Origin of the sequence: Cardiobacterium hominis (assembly GCF_900637305.1) — a bacterium.
Lineage (GTDB): Bacteria > Pseudomonadota > Gammaproteobacteria > Cardiobacteriales > Cardiobacteriaceae > Cardiobacterium > Cardiobacterium hominis.
Window position 1 is genome coordinate 1,572,302 of record NZ_LR134365.1, and the last position, 22,922, is coordinate 1,595,223.

General features: G+C 61.2%; 20 protein-coding genes. 4 read left to right on the top strand and 16 right to left on the bottom strand.

Annotation, left to right across the window (positions count from 1 at the left end):
- Positions 1-95: 95 nt before the first annotated feature.
- Together EL199_RS07710 and EL199_RS07715 are read left to right on the top strand one after the other, a co-directional pair.
- A complete protein-coding gene (locus tag EL199_RS07710; protein ID WP_004142598.1) occupies positions 96-602 on the top strand; it encodes an alpha/beta hydrolase in 507 nt (168 codons plus the stop codon).
- Positions 599-1,159 (top strand): DNA-3-methyladenine glycosylase I, encoded by a 561-nt coding sequence (locus tag EL199_RS07715; protein ID WP_004142596.1) that lies wholly within the window; start codon positions 599-601, stop codon positions 1,157-1,159. Before EL199_RS07710 ends, EL199_RS07715 begins: the two co-directional genes overlap by 4 nt.
- Before the next feature lie 155 nt (positions 1,160-1,314).
- Here EL199_RS07715 and EL199_RS07720 read toward each other — a convergent pair whose 3' ends face one another.
- The 7 genes from EL199_RS07720 to citD all read right to left on the bottom strand — a co-directional run bounded on the left by EL199_RS07720 (position 1,315) and on the right by citD (position 10,993).
- Positions 1,315-4,347 (bottom strand): NAD-glutamate dehydrogenase domain-containing protein, encoded by a 3,033-nt coding sequence (locus EL199_RS07720; protein WP_050768109.1) that lies wholly within the window; start codon positions 4,345-4,347, stop codon positions 1,315-1,317.
- A gap of 199 nt (positions 4,348-4,546) precedes the next feature.
- Positions 4,547-6,037, bottom strand: coding sequence for an anion permease (locus EL199_RS07725; RefSeq protein ID WP_004142593.1), 1,491 nt, complete (start codon positions 6,035-6,037; stop codon positions 4,547-4,549).
- Positions 6,034-7,440: a citrate lyase holo-[acyl-carrier protein] synthase gene (gene citX, locus EL199_RS07730; RefSeq protein ID WP_004142592.1), complete on the bottom strand. Its 1,407-nt coding sequence runs from the start codon at positions 7,438-7,440 to the stop codon at positions 6,034-6,036. Before citX ends, EL199_RS07725 begins: the two co-directional genes overlap by 4 nt.
- Positions 7,441-7,666: 226 nt before the next feature.
- Positions 7,667-8,041 (bottom strand): endonuclease domain-containing protein, encoded by a 375-nt coding sequence (locus EL199_RS07735; protein ID WP_004142591.1) that lies wholly within the window; start codon positions 8,039-8,041, stop codon positions 7,667-7,669.
- 278 nt (positions 8,042-8,319) lie between these two features.
- On the bottom strand, positions 8,320-9,825 hold the full coding sequence (citF, locus tag EL199_RS07740) for a citrate lyase subunit alpha (protein ID WP_004142589.1): 1,506 nt from the start codon (positions 9,823-9,825) through the stop codon (positions 8,320-8,322).
- A gap of 2 nt (positions 9,826-9,827) precedes the next feature.
- Positions 9,828-10,706, bottom strand: a complete 879-nt coding sequence (gene citE / locus EL199_RS07745; protein ID WP_004142587.1) for a citrate (pro-3S)-lyase subunit beta — start codon at positions 10,704-10,706, stop codon at positions 9,828-9,830.
- Positions 10,703-10,993, bottom strand: coding sequence for a citrate lyase acyl carrier protein (gene citD, locus EL199_RS07750; RefSeq protein ID WP_004142585.1), 291 nt, complete (start codon positions 10,991-10,993; stop codon positions 10,703-10,705). The genes citE and citD overlap by 4 nt, the downstream gene beginning before the upstream one ends.
- Positions 10,994-11,225: 232 nt before the next feature.
- Between citD and EL199_RS07755 the strand changes: the two genes are divergently transcribed.
- On the top strand, positions 11,226-11,876 hold the full coding sequence (locus tag EL199_RS07755; RefSeq protein ID WP_004142583.1) for a transaldolase family protein: 651 nt from the start codon (positions 11,226-11,228) through the stop codon (positions 11,874-11,876).
- Positions 11,877-11,977: 101 nt separating this feature from the next.
- Positions 11,978-12,565, top strand: coding sequence for a rhomboid family intramembrane serine protease (locus tag EL199_RS07760; RefSeq protein ID WP_004142581.1), 588 nt, complete (start codon positions 11,978-11,980; stop codon positions 12,563-12,565).
- A 34-nt stretch (positions 12,566-12,599) separates the two neighbouring features.
- Here the strand turns inward: EL199_RS07760 and EL199_RS07765 are convergent, their stop codons facing one another.
- From EL199_RS07765 to EL199_RS07805, 9 genes are all read right to left on the bottom strand, one after another.
- Positions 12,600-13,517 (bottom strand): hypothetical protein, encoded by a 918-nt coding sequence (locus tag EL199_RS07765; protein WP_004142580.1) that lies wholly within the window; start codon positions 13,515-13,517, stop codon positions 12,600-12,602.
- 123 nt (positions 13,518-13,640) lie between these two features.
- A complete protein-coding gene (locus EL199_RS07770) occupies positions 13,641-14,933 on the bottom strand; it encodes an adenylosuccinate synthase (protein WP_004142577.1) in 1,293 nt (430 codons plus the stop codon).
- 101 nt (positions 14,934-15,034) lie between these two features.
- Complete coding sequence (locus EL199_RS07775) at positions 15,035-15,424, bottom strand: bleomycin resistance protein (protein ID WP_004142575.1); 390 nt, start codon at positions 15,422-15,424, stop codon at positions 15,035-15,037.
- Positions 15,425-15,529: 105 nt separating this feature from the next.
- Positions 15,530-15,730 (bottom strand): DUF2065 family protein, encoded by a 201-nt coding sequence (locus EL199_RS07780; RefSeq protein WP_004142573.1) that lies wholly within the window; start codon positions 15,728-15,730, stop codon positions 15,530-15,532.
- A gap of 343 nt (positions 15,731-16,073) precedes the next feature.
- Positions 16,074-17,066 (bottom strand): protease modulator HflC, encoded by a 993-nt coding sequence (gene hflC / locus EL199_RS07785; protein ID WP_004142572.1) that lies wholly within the window; start codon positions 17,064-17,066, stop codon positions 16,074-16,076.
- Positions 17,067-17,081: 15 nt separating this feature from the next.
- Complete coding sequence (gene hflK, locus EL199_RS07790) at positions 17,082-18,335, bottom strand: FtsH protease activity modulator HflK (protein WP_004142569.1); 1,254 nt, start codon at positions 18,333-18,335, stop codon at positions 17,082-17,084.
- Positions 18,336-18,354: 19 nt separating this feature from the next.
- Positions 18,355-19,647 carry a ribosome rescue GTPase HflX gene (gene hflX / locus EL199_RS07795; protein ID WP_004142566.1) on the bottom strand — a complete coding sequence of 431 codons (1,293 nt, stop codon included), beginning with the start codon at positions 19,645-19,647 and terminating at the stop codon, positions 18,355-18,357.
- Between the two features lie 48 nt (positions 19,648-19,695).
- Complete coding sequence (hfq, locus tag EL199_RS07800) at positions 19,696-19,998, bottom strand: RNA chaperone Hfq (protein WP_004142564.1); 303 nt, start codon at positions 19,996-19,998, stop codon at positions 19,696-19,698.
- A 117-nt stretch (positions 19,999-20,115) separates the two neighbouring features.
- The gene (locus tag EL199_RS07805; protein ID WP_040355905.1) at positions 20,116-22,917 is read right to left on the bottom strand and encodes an SNF2-related protein; all 2,802 of its coding nucleotides are present in this window, start codon (positions 22,915-22,917) and stop codon (positions 20,116-20,118) included.
- Between the last annotated feature and the right edge of the window lie 5 nt (positions 22,918-22,922).

The window sequence follows — 22,922 nt, forward strand, 5'->3', positions numbered from 1 at the left end:
TCAGAATCTGCGGCAATATCCACCGCAGGCGCCCGTACCGTCCTGCAAAAAACAAACGACTACCTCCCCCCAAAACGCCAGCACATACTGAAACCATGAAAATCTACCTCGCCCACGGGCGTGGCGGCTCGCAGCACAGCAAAGAAATCTTCCACCTCGCGCGCACCGCCAAGCGCGCCGGTCACGAAACCCACTGCATCAACGATACCGACAGCGAAGACCCGGAACTGCGCAGCGCGCGCCTGACCGCGCTTGTCGCCGCCGAGCCGGAACCCGTCGTGCTGATGGGCTTCAGCATGGGCGGCTACACCGCGATGCTTGCCGCCGCCGCTCACCCGGAAAAAGTGCGCGGCCTCTTTCTCGTCGCGCCCGCGCTGTACGCGCCGCGCTATCAAGTGAAAAGCTATCCAACCATCAGCCCGACCGAAATCGTCCACGGCTGGGATGATGACGTCATCCTCTACGAACACTCGGTGCGCTATGCCAAAGAGGCGGGCGCGACCCTGCACCTCGTCCCCGCCGGACACCTCTTTTACCAGGCCGATGAACTGGCGCTGCTCTGCCGCCATTTCGCCGATTTCCTCGCCCGCCTTGAGCCATGAGCTACTGCATTTACGTCGCCGCCCTGCCGCCGGACGACCCGAACCGCCACTATCACGACCACGAATACGGCTTCCCCATTGACGACGACAACCGCCTGTTTGAGCGCCTTGTCTTTGAAATCAATCAGGCGGGGCTGAGCTGGAGCACCATCCTGCGCAAGGCGGACAACCTGCGCCGCGCCTATCACCACTTCGATATTGCCACCGTCGCCGCCTATGGCGAGGCCGACGTTGCCCGCCTGCTCGCCGACCCCGGCATCATCCGCAACCGCCTGAAAATCAGGGCGGCCATTCAAAACGCGCGCACCATCCAGCGCTTGCAGGCAGAGTACGGCAGTTTCCGCGCCTGGCTGGACGCGCAACCGCCGCAGGATAAAACCGCCTGGGTCAAGCTGTTCAAAAAGACTTTCACCTTTACCGGCGGTGAAATCACCGGCGAGTTCCTGATGAGCAGCGGCTACCTCCCCGGCGCGCACCAGCCCAACTGCCCCGTTTACCCGCGCATCCTCGCCGCCCGCCCGCGCTGGGCAGCGCAGGAAGATGGCAATGCGCCATGATTTATAGTCGCGGAAACATTTGTTTTGTATCCATGGTGCGCCAAGGCACACCCTATGCACCCCAGCAATGAAACACCGTATGAGATTTTCGGAGGATTGCGATAAACAAGAAACCCGCCGGATGGCGGGTTTCTTTATGCTCTGAACACAGGCAGTTATTGGAACATTCCCTGTCCGGCGAGGCGGGTGAGGATTTGTTGCCAGTCTTCTTCGAGGCGGGTGTCGTCTTGGGCGGCAAGAACGGCGTTGAGTGCCTCGTATTGCAGCGGCAGGGCGGCGAGGCGCGCGGCGAGCGCTTCCGGCAGGCCGAGGTTTTGCCAGGCGGCCTTGTCGCGCGGGCGGCTTTGGCCGCGTTGCGCGTGCGCGGTGGCGAGCAGCGCGGTGATGCGTTTTTGCAGCTGGCTGATGGTCGCTTCCAAGTCGTCGCCGCTGACGCCGTGGTGGGCGAGGGCTTCGATGCTGCGCTCCAGATGGTCGCGCAGGCGCAGTTCGAGTTCGATTTGCAGGGTGGCGGGGACGCGGTTGTCCTGCGCCTCTATCTCTTGCCATAGCGCCTCCGCGTCGCTTGTTTCCCGCGCGATGGTGTAGTAATTGACCAGCGCCGGCAGGTCGCCGCTCGCCTGGCTGGCGCGCCAGGTGGCGGCGATGCCGAGGCGGTTCACTAGGTCGTTGGTAAGCCAGGTGCTGGTGATTTCGCGGTGCAGGCGGTGTGTCGCCATGTATTTGCTGTATTTTTCCGCGAGTTGCGCCGGGAAGTAGTGGCGCAGGTTTTGTTGGTGGTACGGCGCATCCGGCAGGTTTGAGGCGAGCAGGTGGTCGTAGAGCCACATTTTGCTGTAGGCGAGGAGGACGGCGAGTTCGGGCGCGGTGAGGTTGTCGCTGGCGTCGCGGCGTTTGCCGAGGCTCGCGTCATCCGGCAGGTTTTCGATGGCGCGGTCCAGGCGGTCTTCGGCTTCCAGTTGTTGCATCAGCCGCGCGTAGTCGTCGAGGTTTTCGCGCCGCGCCAGCGCCAGGCTGAGGGTTTGCGGCTGGAGGTAGTTCTGCCGCAGGACGTGTGCCGCGACGCTGTCGGTCATCTCCGCCAGCAGCGCATTGCGCGCGGCAAGGTCAAGTTCGCCCGCTTCTATCGCCTGGTTTAGGAGGATTTTGATGTTGACTTCGTGGTCGGAACAGTTGACGCCGCCGGAGTTGTCGATGGCGTCGGTGTTCAGGCGCACGCCGTTTTGGGCGGCTTCGATGCGGCCGCGCTGGGTCATGCCGAGGTTGCCGCCTTCGCCGATGATTTTCGCGCGCACGTCGCAGCCGTTGATGCGCAAGGCGTCGTTGGCGCGGTCGCCGACTTGCGCGTGGCTTTCGTCGCTTGCCTTGATGTAGGTGCCGATGCCGCCGTTCCAGATGAGGTCCACCGGTGCTTTCAGCAGGCGGCTGATGAGTTCGGTCGGGGGCAGGCTGTCTTCCTGGATGTCAAAGGCAGCTTTCATTTCCGGGCTGATGGCGATGGTTTTGTCGCTGCGCGCGAAGACGCCGCCGCCCTGGCTGATGAGCGCGGGGTTGTAGTCCGCCCAGGTAGAGCGCGGCAGGCGGAAGAGGCGCTCGCGTTCGGCCAGGCTTGCCGCCGGGTCGGGGTTGGGGTCGATGAAGATGTGCAGGTGGTTGAAGGCGGCGAGCAGGCGGGTGTTGGCAGAGAGCAGCATGCCGTTGCCGAAGACGTCGCCGCTCATGTCGCCGATGCCGATGGCGGTGAAGGTGTCGTCTTGCTGGATGTTTTTGCCGAGCAGGCGGAAGTGGCGCTTGACGGATTCCCAGGCGCCGCGCGCGGTGATGCCGATGCCTTTGTGGTCGTAACCCGCGCTGCCGCCGGAGGCGAAGGCGTCGCCGAGCCAGAAGCGGTATTCGGCGGCGATTTGGTTGGCGATGTCGGAGAATTTGGCGGTGCCTTTGTCGGCGGCGACGACGAGGTAGGGGTCGTCTTCGTCATGGCGCACGGTGTCGGCGGGCGGGACGATTTTGCCTTCGACGAGGTTGTCGGTGAGGTCAAGCAGGCCGCGGATGAAGGTGCGGTAGCAGGCTTTGCCCGCTTCCATGAAGGCGTCGCGGTCGGCGGGCGGGTTTTTGACGACGAAGCCGCCTTTGGAGCCAACCGGCACGATGATGGCGTTTTTCACCATTTGCGCCTTCACGAGCCCCAGCACTTCGGTGCGGAAATCGGCGTGGCGATCCGACCAGCGCAGGCCACCGCGCGCCACTTTGCCGCCGCGCAGGTGCACGCCTTCCACTTTGGGTGAATAGACCCAGATTTCGTAGAGTGGTTTGGGTTTGGGAAGGCCGGGGATGTCGCGTGCGGCGAATTTGAAGGCGAGGCGGTTTTTCGGCTGACCGTCGGCGTCTTTTTGGTAGTAGTTGGTGCGCAGCAGGGCGGTGAGGAGGTCAAAATACCAGCGCAGGATGGCTTCGTGTTCGGCGCTTTGTACTTGTTGCAGACGGTTTTGCAGTTCGCTGAATGCGGCGGTGGCGTCGCCCGCCTGCTGCCGCATTTTGGCGTGGAAGGCGGCGATGAGCGCGGCGGCGGCATCAGGGTTGGCGTTGAGCGCGGCGCAGATTTGTTCGTAGTTGTAGGGCGCGCCCGCTTGCATCATGTATTTGCCCAGCGCGCGCAGCACGGCGATTTCGCCGATGTCGAGCGTGGTTACGAGCAGGAGCGCGTTCAGGCGGTCGCTGTCTGTCGTGCCCGTCCAGATGCGGCGGAAGGCGTCCGCCAGGCGGCTTTCCACCGCTTCCGGCGCGATGGCGGCGGGCAGGGTGAGTGTGTATTGTTGTAGCCAGTAGTCCGGCGCGATGGCGTAGGGCTGCACGCTTTCGACGGTGAAACCGATGTTTTCCAGCAGCGGCAGGACACGGCTCAGGCTGGCAGGCTGGCCGCGGCCGTAGAGTTTGAGTTGCAGTTGGCGTGCATCCGTGCCGCGCGCCAGTTTGAGTGCCAGCGGCGGTTCGGCGGGCAGTGCTTGCAAGGTTTGCGCGTCGGCGATACCGTCTTCCGGCGGGAAGGCGTCGCGGTAGGCGAGGGAAAAGGCTTCGGCAAATGGCGCGAGCGCCGCTGCATCCGGTGTTTGTGCGAAGCGCGCGCTCCAGTCGCCGAGGGATTGTAGTCGTGCGTGGATGTCGGTATGCGGTTTTTGCCCTGTAGCCATGTTCATACTCCCATGTTTTTGCGGTATTTGTGGTGTGCGGTGACTTCGCGTTGGCGAGGTATTAAGCCCGCGTTAATTTTATCATGATGCGTGATTTTTTGTGGAATTTGGGCGAGAAACGTTTATTCAGACACAGTTTTCATCATGGTAGGATAAAAAAACCGCCCCGGAGGGCGGTTTTTGCTTGAATGGGTAAGTTTTACAGCACGCCCATGCCGACCAGCGCTTTCCACCAGGCGAAGCCGATGGTGACGTGTATCAGCAGGTTGCCGAAGGCAAAGACCGCGCCGACAATCCACCACGATTTGATGTCGTTATAGCCCGCGCCGTAGATGACCGGTGCCGGGCCGGAGCCGTAGTGGGTGAGTGCGCCGCCGTAGCAGTTGGAAAAGAGCAGACCGAGGGCGAGCAAGGTCGGGTCGGCACCGGCGGCAAGGCCGACGGCAGCGAAGACCGGCACCATTGCCGCGATGTAAGCGCCGCCAGAGGCGAAAAGGTAGCGCACCGCGACACTCATAAAGAGGATGATGATAGTGGCGATGGTGCTGTCGATGCCGCCAAAGTTGAGGTTTGCCTGCATGGTGGCAGAGAGCCAATCAAAGAAGTGCGCTTTTTCCAGTACGCCGGAAAGACCGAGCAGACCGCCGTACCAAACGAGGGTGTTCCAGGCGCCTTTGTTTTTCAGCAGGTCGTCCCAAGCGAGAACGCCGAGGATGACCAGCAGGGTCATGATGCTGATGGCGGTGGTGGAGGCTTCTTTGATGCCGATATATTTACCGAGCGCCCAAGAAACAACGGCGAGGATAAAGAGGCCGAGCAGGGTTTTTTCGCGGATGGTCATCGGACCGAGTTCTTCCAGTCCTTTCTTCGCAATCGCCTTGTTGTCGAGTTTTTTCAGCTCTGGCGGGCAGAGGACATATACCACCAGCGGGGTGAGGAAGAGGCAAATCAGACCAGGGATAGAAGCAGCGTAGAACCATTGCCCCCAGTCGAGCAGGAAGGGGTGGCTTTTGCCATAGACCTTGCCGATAAGTTCCATCGCCAGCATATTCGGCGCCATCGCGGTGATGAAGAAGTAACCGGTGGCTTTGACGACCATGTAGGTATTGAGCAGCAGGTAGCGCCCTGCCTTGCGCGGGCTGGTGTCCGGCTCGGAGCCGAGCGAGACGGCGACCGAGTTCATGATGGGGAAGATGATGCCGCCGGCGCGTGCGGTAACAGAGGGCATCGCCGGCGAAATGAGCAGGTCCAAGCAGGCATTGACGTAGCCGAGGCGCAGGGTGGTGCTGCCAAGCTTGCCGATGAGCAGGTAGGCGATGCGCTTGCCAAGACCTGTTGCGACAAAGGCGGTACTCATCGCGAAGGCGGCGAAGACCAGCCAGGTAGTGCTGGATTTGTAGCCATTGAGGACGTCTTTTTCTTTCAGCGCGACATCAACCGCTTTTTGCGCTTCGTTGTCGAACCATTGTTCGTCCGGCGCAATGCCGATGGCGATGGAGGCGAGGGAGACGCCCGCGAGCAGGATGACCGGCAGCGGGAAGGCTTTGAGGATGATGGCGATGATGGTGGCGATGTAGATGCCTGCCAGATGCCAGCCGATGTTGGTCAGGCCTTCCGGTGCGGGGAACACATACGTTGTCGCGATGATCGCGATCAGGATGAGGTAGTGGATGGCTTTTTTGGTACTCATAGAAGGGTTCCAGGGTTGGGGGTGAAGTGTTGGCCGAGCCAGGCGGTCAAGGCAAGCAGGTCGGCGCTGCCGCCCGCGCTCAGGCGCTTGGCAGCGCAGTTGCGGGCGTAAGCCGCGATGGCGTCGCTGAGGCGCGCTTCATCGGCAAGGGTGGCGCGGTCTGCAAGCAGGGTACGCGCCCAGTGCTGGTGCGCGCGCAGGCCGTCCAGACCGACGCGCGCCAGGGTGGTGCTGTCGTCGTTGGCGGCGTAAAGCGCGACCAGCGCGGCCAGCAGGGCGCGGCGTTCGTTGCCGTCCGCCGCGAGTTCTTGTTGGTAAAGGGGTAAGGCGTGCGCACTGACGGTGGCAAAGCCGCTCGCCGCTTCGCCGCGTGCGCCGCTGATGCCGTGGCGTGCGTAGCCGCGTTTGCCCGCGCTGTCGCAGTCTCCTTGGCGCAGTTCGGCGAGGATTTCCGCGCAGAGGGCGCGCACGTCTGCCTGTACGTCGGCCAGGGTCGCCGCATGTTGTTCGGCAAGGCGTTTGCCCAGCGCCGCAGCGGTGAGGCCGAAGGCGAAGATGGCGCCTTTGTGGGTATTGACGCCGCCGGTTGCCGTGCGCATCGCCGCTTCTGCCGCAAGTCCAATCGGGCGGATGGCGGCGAGGAGGGCGGGGCTCGCAGGATGTCCGGCGAAGGTCATGCCCGTTGCCGCGCAGTCGCCGAGGTACGGCGCGATGGCGTCGGCGCTTCGCAGGAACAGAGCGAGGTTCATGTCGTGATGGCCGCCGTTGTGTGCGGCATCGACCAGTCCCGCTTTGGGCGTCAGCGTCGCTTCGCGGATGAGCGCGTCGCGCATCGTCGCTGCTATCGCTTGTGCCTGTTGGTGCAGGCGGTAGCGGCGGGCGATGTCCGCTTGTAGTGCGGAGATGTCGTGGCGGCGTTCGCGCGCGCAGGTTTTGGCGTCATCGTCACAGATGAGGCAGCGGCGCGGCGGCAGGCCGAGGTCGCGGCGTGAGACGGCGACGCCGCCGCGGTCGATAATGTCGATATCCCACAAGCGCGCCAGCGGCGCGCGGTTTTCCAGCGCCAGCATCCGCGTTTTCCAGTCGTGTGCCTCGCCGTCAAGCAGGTAGAGCGCGTGATGGCCGCTGTCATCCACCGCTTCTATCCGCGCGCGCGCATCATCAACGTGCGGGCGCAGGGCAGCAAGGGCTGCGGCGAAGATGGCGTCCAAAAGCGGGCTGCGTTTGACCGCGCCGGGGGCGACAAGGGTGAGCGAGAGCAGTACGCCGCCCTGCGCGAGCATCGCCTGTTGCCGGGCGACGCGGGCATCGCGCGCGGCGAGGACGGCGTCAAGCGCGACCGCCTTGCCGCTGGACGTGGGCAAGGTAGTGGCAATGGGGCGATAGTGCAGGGTGTGGGGCATGGGGTGGTTTATGTGCTGGTTGAATGGCTATTTAAGCGCAAGGGATGCGGACGAACCTCACTCCCGCCCCTCCCCCACAGGGGGAGGGGGCAGAACGGCGGCATCTCACGCATGGGTTCACGCATCGCAATATCCGCGAAGGAAACAAGGGTTCAAAAAGCAGCGGAGCGACCCCCTCCCCCCGTGGGGGAGGGCGGGGGTGGGGTTCGTCGCGGCTACGCCGGTGTTATTGCGCATTCTGTTCTTCCAGTTTGTGCAGGATGGCGGTGAGTACCGCTTCTGTCTGTTGCAAGACTTCGTTGTTCCAAAACCGCAATACGGTGAGACCATGTTGTTGCAGGTGGCGAGTACGCTGCGCGTCGTAAGCGGTCTGTTCAGTGTGTTGTCCGCCGTCAATTTCGATCACCAGCTTTGCTTCGAGACAGACGAAATCAAGTATGTATGTACCCAACGGCTGCTGACGGCGGAATTTGTACCCGGCCAACCGCTTGCCGCGCAGATGCCGCCAGAGGCGCTGTTCGGCAAGGGTCATGTTTTGCCGTAATTGTCGTCCGTTAGCGGTGATTTGCGGGTTGGCGTAGGTAAAGAGGCGGTTGGTCATGGTGTTTGGTTTACTGACTATTTGACAGCGAGGTATGCGGACGAACCCCACCCCCGTCCCCTCCCCCACGGGGGGAGGGGGGAAATCGCGGCGGAGTACGGGCAACGGTTGCCGGGTTTGGCAGTACGTTTACATACACTTGAGCGCTCAAGGTGTATGTAAACGAAGCGCTGCCCGACACCACGGGCGTGCCGTCAGTAACCCCACCCCCGTCCCCTCCCCCACAGGGGGAGGGGGGAATCGCGGTGCGACCGCCCCATGGGAGAGGGAGGCTTGCTTCAATCCGCCACCTGATAGACGGTGTCGATGACGCTGCCGTCGCGGTAGCGCACGATGGCAACCGGTTTGTCGGTGAAGCGGATTTTTTCCGGTTTGCCGGTGAGTGCGATGGCGCGCTGGTACAGGTCTTCTATCGTCGTCAGTTCAACCCCGGCGTCGCGCAGGCGTTGTGCCAGTTGCGGGCGGCGCGGGTTGACGGCGATGCCGTGGTCGGTGATGAGGATGTCGATGTGTTCGCCGGGGGTGATGCAGGTGATGACTTCGTCAACCACGGTCGGGATGCGACCGCGTACCAGCGGGGCGACGATGATGGCGAGGCGGGCATTGGCGGCGGTATCGCAGTGGCCGCCGGATGCGCCGCGCAGGACGCCGTCTGAACCGGTCAGGACGTTGACGTTGAAGCCGGTATCGATTTCGAGCGCGCTCAGGACGACGACGTCGAGTTGTTCGACCGATGCGCCTTTGGAGCCGTAGTTGGCGTACTGGTTGGCGCTGATTTCGATGTGGTTCGGGTTGCGCGCCAAGGATTTGGCGGCGTCGGCGTCAAAGCTCTGTACGTCCAGCAGTTTTTTGATGAGCCCTTTTTCGTGCAACTGCACCATGGTGGCGGTGATGCCGCCGAGGCCGAAGCTGGCGGTGATGTTGTCGCGGCGCATTTTGTCTTCGAGGAAGCGGGTGACAGCGAGTGAGGCGCCGCCGGTGCCGGTTTGTAGCGAGAAGCCGTCGTAGAAGTAGCCGGATTTGGCGATGACTTCGGCGCAGCGGCGGGCGATGAGCAGTTCGCGCGGGTTGGTGGTCATGCGGGTGGCGTCCGCGCCGATTTTCGCCGGGTCGCCGACAGCTTCGACCGGCACGATGTAATCGACTTCGTCCTGCGCGATGCTATGCGGTGCGGTCGGGAAGTCTTCTATCGCTTCGGTGAGCAGTACGACTTTGTCGGCGTATTGCGCGTCGGTCATCGCGTAGCCGAGCGAGCCGCAGATGCTTTGTCCGTGCTGGCCGTTGGCGTTGCCGAAGCGGTCGCAGACCGGCACGCCGAGGAAGGCGACGTCGATTTTCAGCTCGCCGCTTTTGACGAGGTGGACGCGGCCGCCGTGCGAGTGGATTTGTACCGGCTCTTTGAGGATGCCGGCGGAGATGGCGTCGGCGAGTTTGCCGCGCAGGCCGGAGGAGTAGAGTTTGCTGACCACGCCGTTTTTGATGTGCTCCACCAGCGGCGCGTGTACGCCAGTGAGCGAGCTGGAGGCGACGGTGAGGTTCTTGAAGCCCATTTTTGCAAGGACGTCCATCACCATGTTGACGGTGTAGTCGCCGCCGCGGAAGCCGTGGTGGAAGGAGACGGTCATGCCGTCCTTGAGGCCGCAGGCGCGTACCGCGTCTTCGATGCTGGCCAGCACTTTGCGCGGCTCGCGTTCGCCGAAGACGACTTTTTTCTCGCGGACTTCGAAGGGTTTGAGGTTATTGGCTGCGGCGAGTCCGCCTTTGACCCGTTGTTCTCTGTTCATGTTTATTCCTCCCGGATTCCAGATGCGGCGGCGCGTTGCAGCACCAGTTTGGCGCGCTCGATGATGGGGCTATCGACCATTTTGCCGTTGAGCGAGACGACGCCGGAGCCGTTGCGTTCGGCTTCTTCAGCGGCGGCAATGACCCGTTCGGCGTGATCGACTTCTTTTTGCGTCGGCGCGAACAGGTTGTGAATCAGCACAATCTGGTTCGGGTTAATCAGCGACTTGCCATCAAAGCCGAGCTGCTTGATGAGCGATGCTTCGCGCAGGAAGCCTTCCTCGTTGCGCGCGTCGGAATAAACGGTATCAAACGCCATCAGGCCGTTGGCGCGGGCGGCGTGCAGGATGCTGCTGCGCGCAAACAGCAATTCAATGCCATCCGGCGAGCGCTCCGTTTTCATGTTGCGCACATAATCTTCCGCGCCCAGCGCAATGCCCATCAGGCGCGGCGAGGCCTTGGCGATGTCGTTCACCGCGAGAATGCCCTGTGCGGATTCAATCGCGGCGAGCAACTGCGTACTGCCGACGGCGCGGCCGCAGGCTTTTTCGATTTCGGTAATGGCGGCGTCCATGTCGATAATGTCCTGCGCGCTGTCAGTTTTCGGCAGGCGGACAATGTCCGTACCCGCGCGTACCACCGCGTTCAAATCCAGCAGACCAAACTCGGAGGCGAGCGGATTGACGCGCACCACCGTTTCCAGCTCGCGATAGAGCGGGTGTTGCAGGGCGTGCGCGACCAGCATCCGTGCGGTGTCCTTCTCGGCGAGCGCGACCGAATCTTCCAGGTCAAACATGATGGAATCGGGCTTGTAAATAAAGGTATTGCTGATCATCGCCGCGTTCGCGCCCGGCACGAACAACATACTTCTGCGCAGTTTCATAGCACTTTCCCCCAATCGACCGGTTCATCGGTAGCGCGCAACAGCGCCGCTTTCAGCCGCGCGCGCAGCACACAATCGAGCGCGCCGCGGTCTTCCAGCTTGAGCGCGACCGCGGTCACGCCCAACTGCGCCAGCACCTCGTGCACGGTGGCGCGGATTTGTGCGTCGAACTGCTTGCCGACGCTGCTGTTTACTTCCAGCGACACGCCGGAAGCGGCGGGCGCGACATAGACCATGACATCGCTGGACTCGACCGTCCCGGCGACACTCTCTTTACGGATTAGCATACGAACACCTCCTCTCAGGCTGGTTGCAAAGCGCATGGCCGCCCGGAAACGTCCGGTGCGGCAAAAAGTCGCGCTATCTTAGAGAAATTAAAAAATGATGACAATCGCGAATCGTCGCTGTTGCGACATCTCCAGCCTAACAGACTGATTTTGCGACAGGCGTGAGCGTTACTGGCGGCGAAAAAACGCGGCTTTGTATAATGCCGCCTCCACCCCGAACCGGAGCCTCATCATGTACCTCGACAGCGCCGATCCTGCCGCCATTGCCCGCTACCAGCCGCTGGGCATCCTCAAAGGCATCACCACCAACCCGACCATCCTGAAAAAACAGGGCGGCGCGCGCGAGGCACAACTTGCTGCCATCCTCACCAAGCGTCCGCCGCTCTTGTTCGTGCAAGTCCTCGGCGCGACCGCCGCCGATATGCTTCGCGACTATCACCACATCCTCGCCAATTTCCCCGACGACCCGCTGGGTTTCAAAATTCCGGTGAACCACGCCGGATTGGAAGCCATCGCGGCGATGCGCGCGCACCGCCTCGACCTGCCGCTGCTCGGTACCGCCATTTACAGCGCCGAACAAGCCATCCTGGCGGGTATCGCTGGCTGTGACTTCGTCGCGCCCTACATCAACCGCATGGAAAACAACGCCATTGACCCCTATGCCGTCATCGCCAGCACCCGCCGCTACTACGACAATCACGCCATTCCCTGCCAAATCATGGGCGCGAGCTTCAAAAATACCCAACAAATCCTGCACGCGCTGGACGCTGGCGCGCATACCTGCACCCTCCCGCCCGACTTACTGCACGCGATGCTGGAAAAACCGCTGGTCGAAGCGGCGATACGGGCATTTAATGCCGATGGTGGAGCGGGAAGTGCCTAAGTTTAGGAATGGGGCAACAGCGCTACTCCCTCTGGGGCAGAATTGGGTTTGCTGACTATTACCGCCGATGCCACAGATTCCAAAAGCCATCCTGAAAAATCATGAACCCCGAACTCCTTGACCCGCAACGCTGGCTACAATATGCCGCCAAATATCCGCTGCTGGCATTGCTCGCCCTCATCTGGGCAGGTTTTATTCTGGACCTGCTGACGTTCAGAAAGCTGCGCAATTTCCTCGGCATTCGCCCGCGTCGTTTTCTTTATTTGCCGACCATATTCACTGCGCCGTTTTTTCATGTGGATGGGGCGCATCTGCTTTCCAACAGTATTCCTCTCGCCATTATGGGTTTTTTAAGCGCCAACTTACTGCCGCTGCCAAAATATCTGCTCCTACTGCTGATTGCCGCCACGGGGAGCGGTTTCGGCGTGTGGCTGTTCGGGCGCAATGCCATCATGCTTGGCGCTTCGGGATTGGTCTTTGCCCTGTTTGGCTTTTTGCTCGCCAATGCCGCTTTTATTCATGATCAATGGGCGCTCTTTTCGGCGATTGCGGCTTTTTTGCTTTATGGCGGTCTGTTGTTGTCTTTATTCAAGCATCAACCGCAAGTTTCCTGGGCGGCGCATATTTGGGGTTTTGCTTCGGGGATTCTCGCCGCGTGGTGGTTTGCGGGTGCGCCGTTGCCGCGTTAGCGTGTATAAAAACGGCCGGATTTTCCGGCCTTTTTTAGGTCTGTGTTTTTTTCGGTGGCGGGACGGGGATGAAGGGGTTTTCGCCGTTTCGCACCAGCGCGAGGAATTGTGCCGGGGAGAATTTGCCGCGCTCATAGTTTTCCGGGCGCAGCATTTTGGCGGAGTGTTTGTAGTAGTGCCAGAACCAGCCGTTGTTGCCGCCGCTGATGCTGTCATCGAGCGGGATTTTTTGGCTGCCGTCGAATTTCGCCGGATGGTAGCCGATGTCGCCGCTTTCGATGTGGATGTAGTCGGGGCTGTCGGCTTCGCGCGGCATGGCGTGTTCTTGTGAGAGGAGGTAGGGCGCGCGGATTTTGCCCGCGATGTGCAGGGTGCCCTGGTTACCCGCGCCGCTGATGCCGAGCGCGCTGTCAAGGTCGCCGAGGATTTCGAAGTGGCCATCGGCGGAGTGGAGGTAGTCGGCCTGGACGTTGCCGCTGACAGAGAGGTTGAGCGCGGCGTCGTCCAGCAGCGCGCCTTGCAGGGTGAGGTTGCCGTCGATGATGATGTGGTTGCGGTAGGCGGCGGCGTGCAGTTCGGCGGCTTGTTGTTGCAGCCAGGCGCTGTTGAGGTCGCCGTTCAGGGTGAGGTCGCCGTGGTAGATGAGAACGGGGGCGCTGTCATCGTCGTAGTGGTCGGCGATTTGGCTGCCGGGGCGGTCGCCGTAGCGCGCGATGGCTTCTTGTGCGCTGATGAGGATTTTCGGCGGGATGTGTTCGGCGGCGGCGCGGGTTTTCAGGGTTTGCAGCGCTGCTTGGATTTTTTTGTGGATGCGTTCGGCTTTTTGTAGCAGTTTTTTTTCGAGCGCGCCGGGGAGGTAGATTTTTTGGCTTTCGTCGCGGGCAATGAAGGGCAGGACGATGAGGATGAGGGTGATGAAGCCGACAAAGAGGTAAACGGGCAGGTATTTCATGCGGTCGTTCCGGGGTGGTGGGGCGCGGTGGTTCGGCAGCGGCAATGCGGCGGGTAAGCCACCCCGCGGACTTGCACGGTCCATGCAAGTCTCCTCTCCCCGGAGGGAGCGCGGGGCGGGTGTTCAGCCGAGCAGGGTTTCCCGCTGGATGGTGTGGACGCGGTCGGGGCCGGTGGAGACGATGGCAATCGGCAGGCCAAGCGCGTTTTCGAGATAGGCAATGTAGGCGCGTGCTTTTTCCGGCAGGGCGCTGTAGTCGGTGATGCCGACGGTGTCGCTTTGCCAGCCGGGCAGGGTCTGGTACACGGGTTGGCAGCGCGCCAGTTCGTCCGCGCCGACCGGAGCGACGTCAAGGCGCTCGCCGTCCATGTCGTAATGGGTGCAGACCTGGATTTGCGGTAGAGCATCGAGGACGTCCAGTTTAGTGAGACACAGGCCGCTGATGCTGGAGTTGTAGATGGCGCGGCGCAGGGCGGGCAGGTCTATCCAGCCGCAGCGGCGGGCGCGGCCGGTGGTGGCGCCGTATTCGTGGCCGACTTCGGCGAGGTGTTTGCCGGTGGCATCCAGCAGTTCGGTTGGGAAGGGACCGCCGCCGACGCGGGTGCTGTACGCTTTGGCGATGCCGAGGATGTAGTCCAGATGGCGCGGGCCGACGCCAGAGCCGGTTGCAGCGCCGCCAGCGGCGGTGCTGGAGGAGGTGACGAAGGGGTAGGTGCCGTGGTCGATATCGAGCATCGCGCCTTGGGCGCCTTCGAAGATGATGTGGTCGCCCGCTTCGCGGTGGCGGTAGGCGGCAAGTGTCACGTCGGTGATGAGCGGGCGGACGCGCGCGGCGTAGGCGAGCCATTCGCTGGCGACGTCGTCGTAGGAGACGGGCGCGGCGTGGTAGTAGTGTTCGAGCTGGAAGTTGTGGAAGTCCATCAGTTCGCGCAGGCGTTCGCGGAAGGTTTCCGGGTGCATGAGGTCGGCCAGGCGCAGGCCGCGGCGCGCGATTTTGTCTTCGTAGGCGGGGCCGATGCCGCGTCCGGTGGTGCCGATTTTGTTGGCGCCGCGCGCGGCTTCGCGTGCCTGGTCGAGCGCGCTGTGGCTCGGCAGGATGAGGGCGCAGGCGGGCGAGATGTGCAGGCGCTCCATGACGGGCACGCCGGCGGCTTCCAGCGCGGCGATTTCGGTAAAGAGGGCGCGCAGGCAGAGGACGACGCCGTTGCCGATGTAGCTTTTGACGCCTGCGTGCAGGATGCCTGCCGGGATGAGGTGCAGCACGGTTTTTTTGCCATCGATGACGAGGGTATGGCCAGCGTTGTGCCCGCCCTGGTAGCGCACGACGGCGCCCGCTTTTTCGGTGAGCAGATCGACGATTTTGCCTTTGCCTTCGTCGCCCCATTGGGCGCCGATGACGACCAGGTTTGTACTCATGGGTGTTTTCCTTGGTTAAGTGGTGGGGAATGCGGTGGGTAGTTTACCTTCGGGGAAGTAGTGGTGTATTCACGGATGCGGCAGCCTTCATCCGAGATTTGTCAGTTTGTAAATCTGAGCAGGTATCCATTGGGGTCTTGGATGAGGAATTCTATTTGTTCTTCCGCGATGCCATTGACCAGATAGGTGCTTTTTGTAAGTTCTCGGTAAATGTCCATTTGTCCGTTTTTAACGGTTTCATAGAGCGCTTCAACGTTCTCAACGGCGATGGATAGGTTTATTCCTCGCCCTAACGGGTATTCCAATGCACCAGTGTTCCAGCCTTTGTCATGGATTTGTTCAAACATGAATTGGCTATCCTCGAATGACATGAAGACAAAGTTTTCTTCGGCTCGTTCATATTCTATTTTGAACCCCAGTTTTTTATAGAAGTCTTTGGTCTGGCTTATGTCAAACACGGACAATTCCGGTATCAGTTTGTTAAAGTTCATGGCAATGTTTTTATCAATACGGATGGGTTTTTATCGGTTGCCTGGTATTTCTTGTTTGCAGGCCATTGCAAAGGTGGGGCAGGGACGGGTGATTATGGGGTGTTTCTAGTGCGCGAGCCATAGTAGCAGGGCGACGATGAGGATAGCGGTGGCGGCCATGCCGAGGCCGATGCGGCGCAGGGCGCTGTCTGGCAGTTCGCCCAGTTGGTGCATGGTGCGGCGCCAGACGGCAGGGGCGATGCCAATCAGCGCGCCTTCGCAGAGGAGCATGAGGGCGAGTGCCAGCCACCAAGTGGTCATGTTCATGGGATTCGGCCAGTAGCGGGTGGCATGGGAAGATGGCGGTGCGTCAAGGCGCACGCTATGGGGCTGTTTACATACACCTGAGCGCTCAGGGTGTATGTAAATGAGGATGGCGTAGTTTTTGGGGTTTTGCCGCTGCGCGGTTTATTTGCTGCCCCCACCCCAACCCTCCCCCACGGGGGGAGGGCGCTGTTCCAGTCCCACAGGAGGGAGCTATTTATGTTGTTTTGAATGAGAGTAGTCGCTGCGGGGTTGGTTTGCTGCCCCCACCCTAACCCTCCCCCACGGGGGAGGGAACCGTGTACGTTGCACGTCTTGCGTGGGAAGGGGTGAGTGGCTGCGGCGGTCATGGCAGCACGGTTTCTTTGTCTTCTGTTTGTTCGCGGGCGGCGGCTTCTGCCGGGATGACCGGGTCGGCGACGGGCGCGATAGTCGGGGCGGGCAGGGCGGCGGGCGCGGTTTCGGCGTCCAGCGGGGCGCTGTCTTCGTTGTTCAGGTAGCGGAAGTAGCGGTTGTCCGGTTTGACGATGAGGGTGCTGCCGCCGAGGCTGTCGCGGTAGGCGGTGAGGCTGCGCCAGTAGCGGTAGAAGTCAAGGTCGGCGCCGTAGGCGGCCGCGTATTGTTTGGCGGCGCTGGCGTCGGCTTCGCCGCGCATGATGTCGGCTTCTTCGCGTGCTTTGGCGAGGAGTTCGGCGGCTTCGCGTTCGGCGGTGGCGCGGATGACCGAGGATTTTTCTTGGCCGCGCGCGCGGAAGTCTTTGGAGACGCGCTCGCGTTCGGCGCGCATGCGGTCAAAGACGCGGTCGCGGATTTCGTCGGAGAAGTCCACACGCTTCAGGCGCACGCCGAGGACTTCGATGCCGTAGCGCGCTTCTGCCTGGCCGGAGATGCGACGGCTTGCCGCGTCCATGATGGTGCCGCGGTCTTGCGAGATGGCTTCTTTGACGGAGCGCTGTACGAATTCACCGCGCAGGTTTTCTTTGACCATGTTGTCGAGGAGGCGGCTGGCCTGGTCGAAGTTGCCCTGGACGCTGGTGTAGAAGGTGCGGATGTCTTTGATGCGCCATTCGACGAAATAGTCCACGATGAGCCATTTTTTTTCGTTGGTCATGAAGCGCTCGGGTTCGACGTCCAGGCGCTGGATGCGGGCGTCGAAGAATTCGACGTTCTGCACGAAGGGGACTTTGAATTTGAGTCCGGCTTCGTCGTCGGTGCTGATGAGGCGCGAGAATTGGGTGACGACGGCGATTTGGCGCTCGTTGATGATGTAGGCGCTGCTGGCGAGGATGATGAGGGCGACCATGATGGCCGCGAGGAGGGCGTTGGTTCTGTGGTTCATGCGGGTTTCCTGGCGTTAGCGGCTGCGGCTGCGGTCGTTGCGGCTGTTGTTGCTGGCCGGGGTTTTGCCGTTGGCGGCGGCGGGGGTGACGATGGGCGCGGGCGGGATGTTTGCCGCCGGGGCTGTGCTTTCGCTTGCGAGCGGGGCGGGCAGGGCAGGGGCGTCGCCAAGGTTGATGATGGGGCGCGCGTCGTCGGCATCGACCAGTACTTTGTTGCTCTGCGCGTAGATGCCTGCCATGGTGTCAAGGTAGAGGCGTTCGCGCATGACGGCCGGGTTTTCGCGGTAGGCGGCGAGCAGATTGTTGAAGCGGCTGCTGTCGGCGGCGGCGCGGGCGAGGGTTTCGGCTTTGTAGGCTTGTGCGGCTTGTAGCAGGCGTTTGGCTTCGCCTCTAGCGACCGGGATGCGTTCGCGCGCGTAGGCTTCGGCTTCGAGGCCGAGGCGTTCTTCGTCTTCGCGGGCGCGTACGGCGTCTTCGAAGGCGTCCTGGACTTCTACCGGTGCGCGCGCGTCTTGGAGTTCGAAGGCGACGATTTCGAAGCCGAGGTTGTATTGTTCGAGGGTTTTGTCGATGATTTGTTTGGCTTCTTGTGGCCACTCGCCGCGTTTTTCGATGAGGATGTCATCAACGGTGTTGCTGCCGACGACTTCACGGATGGCAGAGATGACGATGTCGCGCAGCACTTCTTCGGGCTGGTTCGCCTGGAAGAGGTAGTTTTTCGCGTCGCGGATGCGGTATTGCACGGCGGCGCCGATTTCGACGATGTTTTCGTCGCTGGTCAGCATTTGGCCGTTGCGCTGGTCGCTGGTGCTGACGCGGCCGCTTTGACTTTTGAATTCGCCGACTTTCATCGAGGAGATGGAGGTGACGTCCACTTTGTTGACTTGACCGAAGGGCACGGGGACGTGCCAGTTGAGGCCGGCTTTGGTGGTGCGGGAGTAGCGGCCGAGGAAGGTTTCGACGCCGTTTTCGCGTTCGCGCACGGTATAGACGCCGCTTGATAGCCAGGCGACGAAGAGGGCGGCCAGGATGAGCAGGATGATTTTGCCGGAGAGGCGGAAGACGGCAGGGCCACCGCCGTTGTCGCCGCCGCTGTTGCCGTTGTTACGGCGCGGGTTGCGGCGCAGCAGTTTGTTGAAGAGTTCGTCCAAGTCTGGCGGCTGGTCGTTTTTTTTGTTGCCGTCGTTGTCGTTGCCCCAAGGGTCTTGTGCCATGGCGACCGGCTGCGGTCGGCGCCGGCTCAGGTGGCCGAGCAGGAAGGTGAACATGGGTTGCGGGTTCCTTTGTTTACGGTATGTCTGAATGGGTTTGGAGTTCAAGGCGGCGATTATACTTTGATTGTATCTGGTGATAGTGCTTTTCGCGCAGGCGGATGTGTAGCCATTGGCTGCCGTCAGCGGCGCTACGTTCTTCCAGTACGGCGTGTTCGGCGTAGAGCGCGGCGCGCAGCGCGCCTTCGTGCGGCGCCAGGTGCAGCCAGCCGTTTTTTTCGTCGCTTTTGAAGTAGGCGACGATGGCGTCGGTGAGTAAATCCACGCCCGCGCCGGTCAGCGCCGAGAGGAAGACGGCTTCCGCCTTGCCGTCCGCGCCCGGTTTGACGCGGGGTGCCTCGCCGCGCAGGTCGATTTTGTTATAGACGCGCAGGGTGGGGACGTCGGCGGCGTCAATGCTTTTCAGGACGTCTTCGACGACTTCTTCGCGCTCCAGATGGTGCGGGTCGGCGACGTCGATGACGTGCAGCAAGAGATCGGCGCGTGCGGTTTCTTCCAGCGTCGCGGAAAAAGCGGCGACGAGTTCGTGCGGCAGGTCGCTGACGAAGCCGACGGTGTCTGCCATGAGGATGGTCTGCGGTCCGCTGTGTTGCAGTTTGCGCCAGGTCGGGTCGAGGGTGGCAAAGAGCTGGTCTTGCGCGTACACGTCCGCTTCGGTCAGCGTGTTGAACAGGGTGGATTTGCCGGAGTTGGTGTAGCCGGCCAGCGCTACGGTCGGGATGTCGCGCCGCAACCGCGCCTTGCGGTTTTCCTCGCGCTGCTTTTGCACGCGCGCGAGGCGACGTTGCAGCTGTTTGATGCGCGCGGCGAGCAGGCGGCGGTCGGTTTCGAGCTGCGTTTCGCCAGGGCCACGCAGGCCGATACCGCCTTTTTGTCGCTCCAGGTGCGTCCAGCCGCGTACCAGGCGTGTTGCCAGGTGGTTCAACTGCGCCAGTTCGACTTGCAGTTTGCCTTCGTGGCTGCGCGCCCGCTGCGCGAAGATGTCCAGCACCAGTCCGCTGCGGTCAAGCACGCGCGCGCTGCACAGTTTCTCCAGATTGCGCTCCTGTGAGGGCGAGAGCGGCGCGTTGAAGATGACGAGCTCAATGTCGTGCGCTTTTACCGCTTCGGCCAGCGCTTCTGCCTGACCGCGGCCAATGTAATAGCGCGGCTCGGCTTCGCCGCGGCTGTAGCGCTCCGCCCAGATGATTTGCGCACCGGCAGAGCGCGCCAGCTGGTGGAATTCTTCTTCGACCGCCGGATCGGGGGTACGGTTGATATCAACCTGCACCAGCGCGGCGCGTTCGCCGCTTTTCGGTCTCTCAAACAAAACGCGCCTCCCTTGCGGAAAGCGCGGCGAAAACAGGCTGTCGTCGCATCAATAGAGCGGGTCGGTGCTCGGACGGGCGGCGGTTTCCGCAGCAGGGGCGGCAGGCTGCTCGCCTTCCACGCCTTCTTCGTCTTCACCGGGCAGGCGGACGTTGCGCGCCGGCACGATGGTCGAAATCGCGTGCTTGTACACCATCTGCGAGATGTTGTTGCGCAGGAGTAGCACGAAAGCGTCAAACGATTCGATTTGTCCCTGAAGTTTGATGCCATTGACCAGATACACGGATACCGGGATGCGTTCTTTGCGCAGGGCATTGAGGTAAGGATCTTGCAGGGATTGGGATTTACTCATTGTTGTTGTACTCCGAAAGGTTTGGGGAAGCGCCGTCTCTTGGTCGGAGATGACGCGCGCGCAATGTATCACAAATCACCGCCTGCGGGCGGATTTTGTCGCGGCGTGGTGCGGGTTTCAGACGATTTGCCAGTGCAACACCAGCAGGTTTTCGCTCGTGGTTTGCTGGGTGATGCGTGCGCGCAGTTCGCCGATGAGATGCTCGCGTTTGGCCTCGATTTCGTCCTCGCGTTCTTCTATATGGCTGCGCAATTTGCGGATGCGTTGCCGCTGCCGTTTCAGGGTTTCCTCCGCCGCGAGCTGTTCGGCGCGGTCGGTGAGTGTCTCACTGCGGCGTTCTTCCTGTTTGAAGGCGCGTTTGGCTTCTTCCAGCTCCCGCTCCAGGCCGCGTATCTGGTCTTCTGCCCATTGCGCAAGACGCTGGCGTGCTTCCACCATTTCCGCGTCGCTCATGCCTTTTTGTCGCAACGTTTCTTGTTTGATATTGGCGGCAGCGCGTTCTTCCAGCAAAGCGGGCATGGCAGGGGCGTCGCCTGCATCCTCTCCGGCAAGGGCCAGCAAATGGCGGCAGAAATCGGCATCAAGTGCTTCGCCTGCGTCATTAAATGCGGTGAACACCAGCGCTTCTGTCGTTGCCGCCCGGCTGTTGGCGATGAGTTTGTCGAGGCGTAACCAGCCGCGTTGTCCCTGATGACGGGCGATGTCGCTGATTTTGCCGTCGCGTTCGTCATAGCGGAAGACGATACGGGCAGGCGGCATGGCAAGCGCCAGCGCCTGCTCCAGGCACCACTCACCGAGCAGTGTGTTCGGGCGCAGCAGAAAATCCTGCGCGTCTGCGTTGGCAATCAAGCGGTAATAGCCCGTTGGCGTGGCTGGCAGCGGCGATTGATGCAGATAGAAACGGCGGTTTTTTTCATCAATACGGTCGGCATAGGGGTGCAGGACAAACTGCGACAAGCGCCAAAACCAGCGGTTTGCCTTGTCCAGGCGTTGGTCAATTTCTGCGCGGCTCAAATTCAGCCGCTCAATCACGTCCTGGTCGAGCGCGTCGTGCATTGTCGCTTCAGTCTGCGCCAATCGCGCGCTAATTGCTTCCTCCAAATCTGCCTGCAACTGGTCAAAGGCGCGGTCAATTTCCTGAGGTGTGCGGCAGTTGTCGAAAATCTGCGCGACGCGCTTTTCGAAATCGAGATCGGCATTTTCCACCCGTCCCAGAATGTCATTGGATGCGCCAAACAGCCCGCTAAACAGCTGAAATTTCTCGGTGAGCAATTCGAGAATGCGCTTGTCCGCCTCGTTGCGGCGGTTGAGGAAATTAATCACCACCACGTCAGACTCTTGCCCGTAGCGGTGGCAACGGCCAATGCGCTGCTCCACCCGTTGCGGATTCCACGGCAGGTCATAGTTAATCAGCAGCGAGCAGAATTGCAGGTTCACACCTTCCGCTGCCGCCTCGGTGGCAATCATAATCTGCGCATCGTGGCGGAAGCGGTCAATGAGCGCGGCACGCTTGTCGGCGGAAACCGCGCCGGTGATGCGGTTGCGGTTTGCCGGGTTGACCTGCCATGCCTCATAAATGGCGCGTGCGGCGGCGTCATTATTTGTGCCGTTAAACAGCACCACCTGCCCTTTGTAGCCGTTTTCCTGCAAGAACGCGGCGAGATGCTGCTGCGTGCGCGTTGATTCCGTAAAAATAATCGCCTTCTGCTTGGCTTCCAGCTCAGCCATCCGCGCAAAGCCGGTTTGCAGCGCCTCCAAGAGCGCCTGCGCTTTGCTGTCCGCGCCGCTGCACAGCCGCTGCGCCTGCGCGATAAAGCCCTCCAACAGGGTGATTTCCTCCGCCAGCCGCTTCGCATCGGGCGACTCCGGCGGCTCCTCCGCTTCTTCCCATTCCTCCGCGCTGTCATACACATCCTCGTCGGGAAAGAGTGCCAGCAGCGCATCTTCCTGCGCTCCCTGTTGCAGTGCGCGCAAGCGGCTGCGCATCACCTCCAGCGTGCCAAGTACCGCAAACGGGCTGGAGGCGAGCAGCTTGCGCAGAATCATCCCGGTAAGATGACGCTGACGGCGCGGCAGGGCATAAGCATTCTCGCGTTGCAAAAACGTCGAGACATTCTGATACAGCGCGTGCTCATCATCGCGCGGTGTGAATTGCTGCGTCAGCGCATGGCGCTGGGTAAAAGACACATACTCGCGGATATCGCGGCGTAACGTGCGCTGCACAAAACCACGCAAACGCAGACGCAACGCATCGCTATTTTTCTGCGTAATAAAATCGTGGCGGAATTGCTTGGCATCACCGAACAAATACGGATCAAGAAACAGCGACAAACCATACAATTCCATCAGCGAATTTTGCAAAGGTGTAGCCGTCAAAAGCAGTTTCTTCTTACCAGCAAAGGCAATGCGCAAAGCCTGGCCAATCTTATTACTATCCTTATAGGCATTGCGCAATTTATGCGCCTCATCCAGCACGACACAATCCCAATCCGCCGCCTGTAATAGTGCGGCATACTTGCGTGCAAACTCATAAGACATAATCAACACGCCATCGGCAAAAGGCGGCAAACTGCCCTCGGCAATCACACCGGGCAGGGCGAATTTCTCGTATAACTCCTCCTGCCATTGCTTGCGCAGCGATGCCGGACAAACCACCAACAAACGCCGCCGGCGCTCCGCCCATAACTGACAAAGCGTCAAACCCGCCTCAATCGTTTTGCCAAGACCGACCTCATCGGCGAGCATCACCCCTTCATGCAGCGGATGCTTGAGCGCAAATAACGCCGCATCAATCTGGTGCGGATGCAAATCTACCTGCGCATTCATAAGCGCGCCAGTCAAATCACCGGCATCATGATTATTGGAAAAACAGACAATTTCATGGGCAAAATACTTGGCCTGATGCGCGGTGGTTTTCATGCCCG

Coding starts and splice junctions, on each gene's coding strand:
- EL199_RS07725 (WP_004142593.1), bottom strand. CDS start 6,037: ATGAGTACCAAAAAAGCCATCCACTACCTCATCCTGATCGCGATCATC.
- EL199_RS07780 (WP_004142573.1), bottom strand. CDS start 15,730: ATGAACATGACCACTTGGTGGCTGGCACTCGCCCTCATGCTCCTCTGC.
- EL199_RS07765 (WP_004142580.1), bottom strand. CDS start 13,517: ATGAAATACCTGCCCGTTTACCTCTTTGTCGGCTTCATCACCCTCATC.
- citX (WP_004142592.1), bottom strand. CDS start 7,440: ATGCCCCACACCCTGCACTATCGCCCCATTGCCACTACCTTGCCCACG.
- hflK (WP_004142569.1), bottom strand. CDS start 18,335: ATGTTCACCTTCCTGCTCGGCCACCTGAGCCGGCGCCGACCGCAGCCG.
- EL199_RS07775 (WP_004142575.1), bottom strand. CDS start 15,424: ATGAACTTTAACAAACTGATACCGGAATTGTCCGTGTTTGACATAAGC.
- EL199_RS07720 (WP_050768109.1), bottom strand. CDS start 4,347: ATGGCTACAGGGCAAAAACCGCATACCGACATCCACGCACGACTACAA.
- EL199_RS07805 (WP_040355905.1), bottom strand. CDS start 22,917: ATGAAAACCACCGCGCATCAGGCCAAGTATTTTGCCCATGAAATTGTC.
- EL199_RS07735 (WP_004142591.1), bottom strand. CDS start 8,041: ATGACCAACCGCCTCTTTACCTACGCCAACCCGCAAATCACCGCTAAC.
- citE (WP_004142587.1), bottom strand. CDS start 10,706: ATGAAACTGCGCAGAAGTATGTTGTTCGTGCCGGGCGCGAACGCGGCG.
- EL199_RS07710 (WP_004142598.1), top strand. CDS start 96: ATGAAAATCTACCTCGCCCACGGGCGTGGCGGCTCGCAGCACAGCAAA.
- EL199_RS07770 (WP_004142577.1), bottom strand. CDS start 14,933: ATGAGTACAAACCTGGTCGTCATCGGCGCCCAATGGGGCGACGAAGGC.
- hfq (WP_004142564.1), bottom strand. CDS start 19,998: ATGAGTAAATCCCAATCCCTGCAAGATCCTTACCTCAATGCCCTGCGC.
- EL199_RS07715 (WP_004142596.1), top strand. CDS start 599: ATGAGCTACTGCATTTACGTCGCCGCCCTGCCGCCGGACGACCCGAAC.
- EL199_RS07755 (WP_004142583.1), top strand. CDS start 11,226: ATGTACCTCGACAGCGCCGATCCTGCCGCCATTGCCCGCTACCAGCCG.
- EL199_RS07760 (WP_004142581.1), top strand. CDS start 11,978: ATGAACCCCGAACTCCTTGACCCGCAACGCTGGCTACAATATGCCGCC.
- hflC (WP_004142572.1), bottom strand. CDS start 17,066: ATGAACCACAGAACCAACGCCCTCCTCGCGGCCATCATGGTCGCCCTC.
- citF (WP_004142589.1), bottom strand. CDS start 9,825: ATGAACAGAGAACAACGGGTCAAAGGCGGACTCGCCGCAGCCAATAAC.
- citD (WP_004142585.1), bottom strand. CDS start 10,993: ATGCTAATCCGTAAAGAGAGTGTCGCCGGGACGGTCGAGTCCAGCGAT.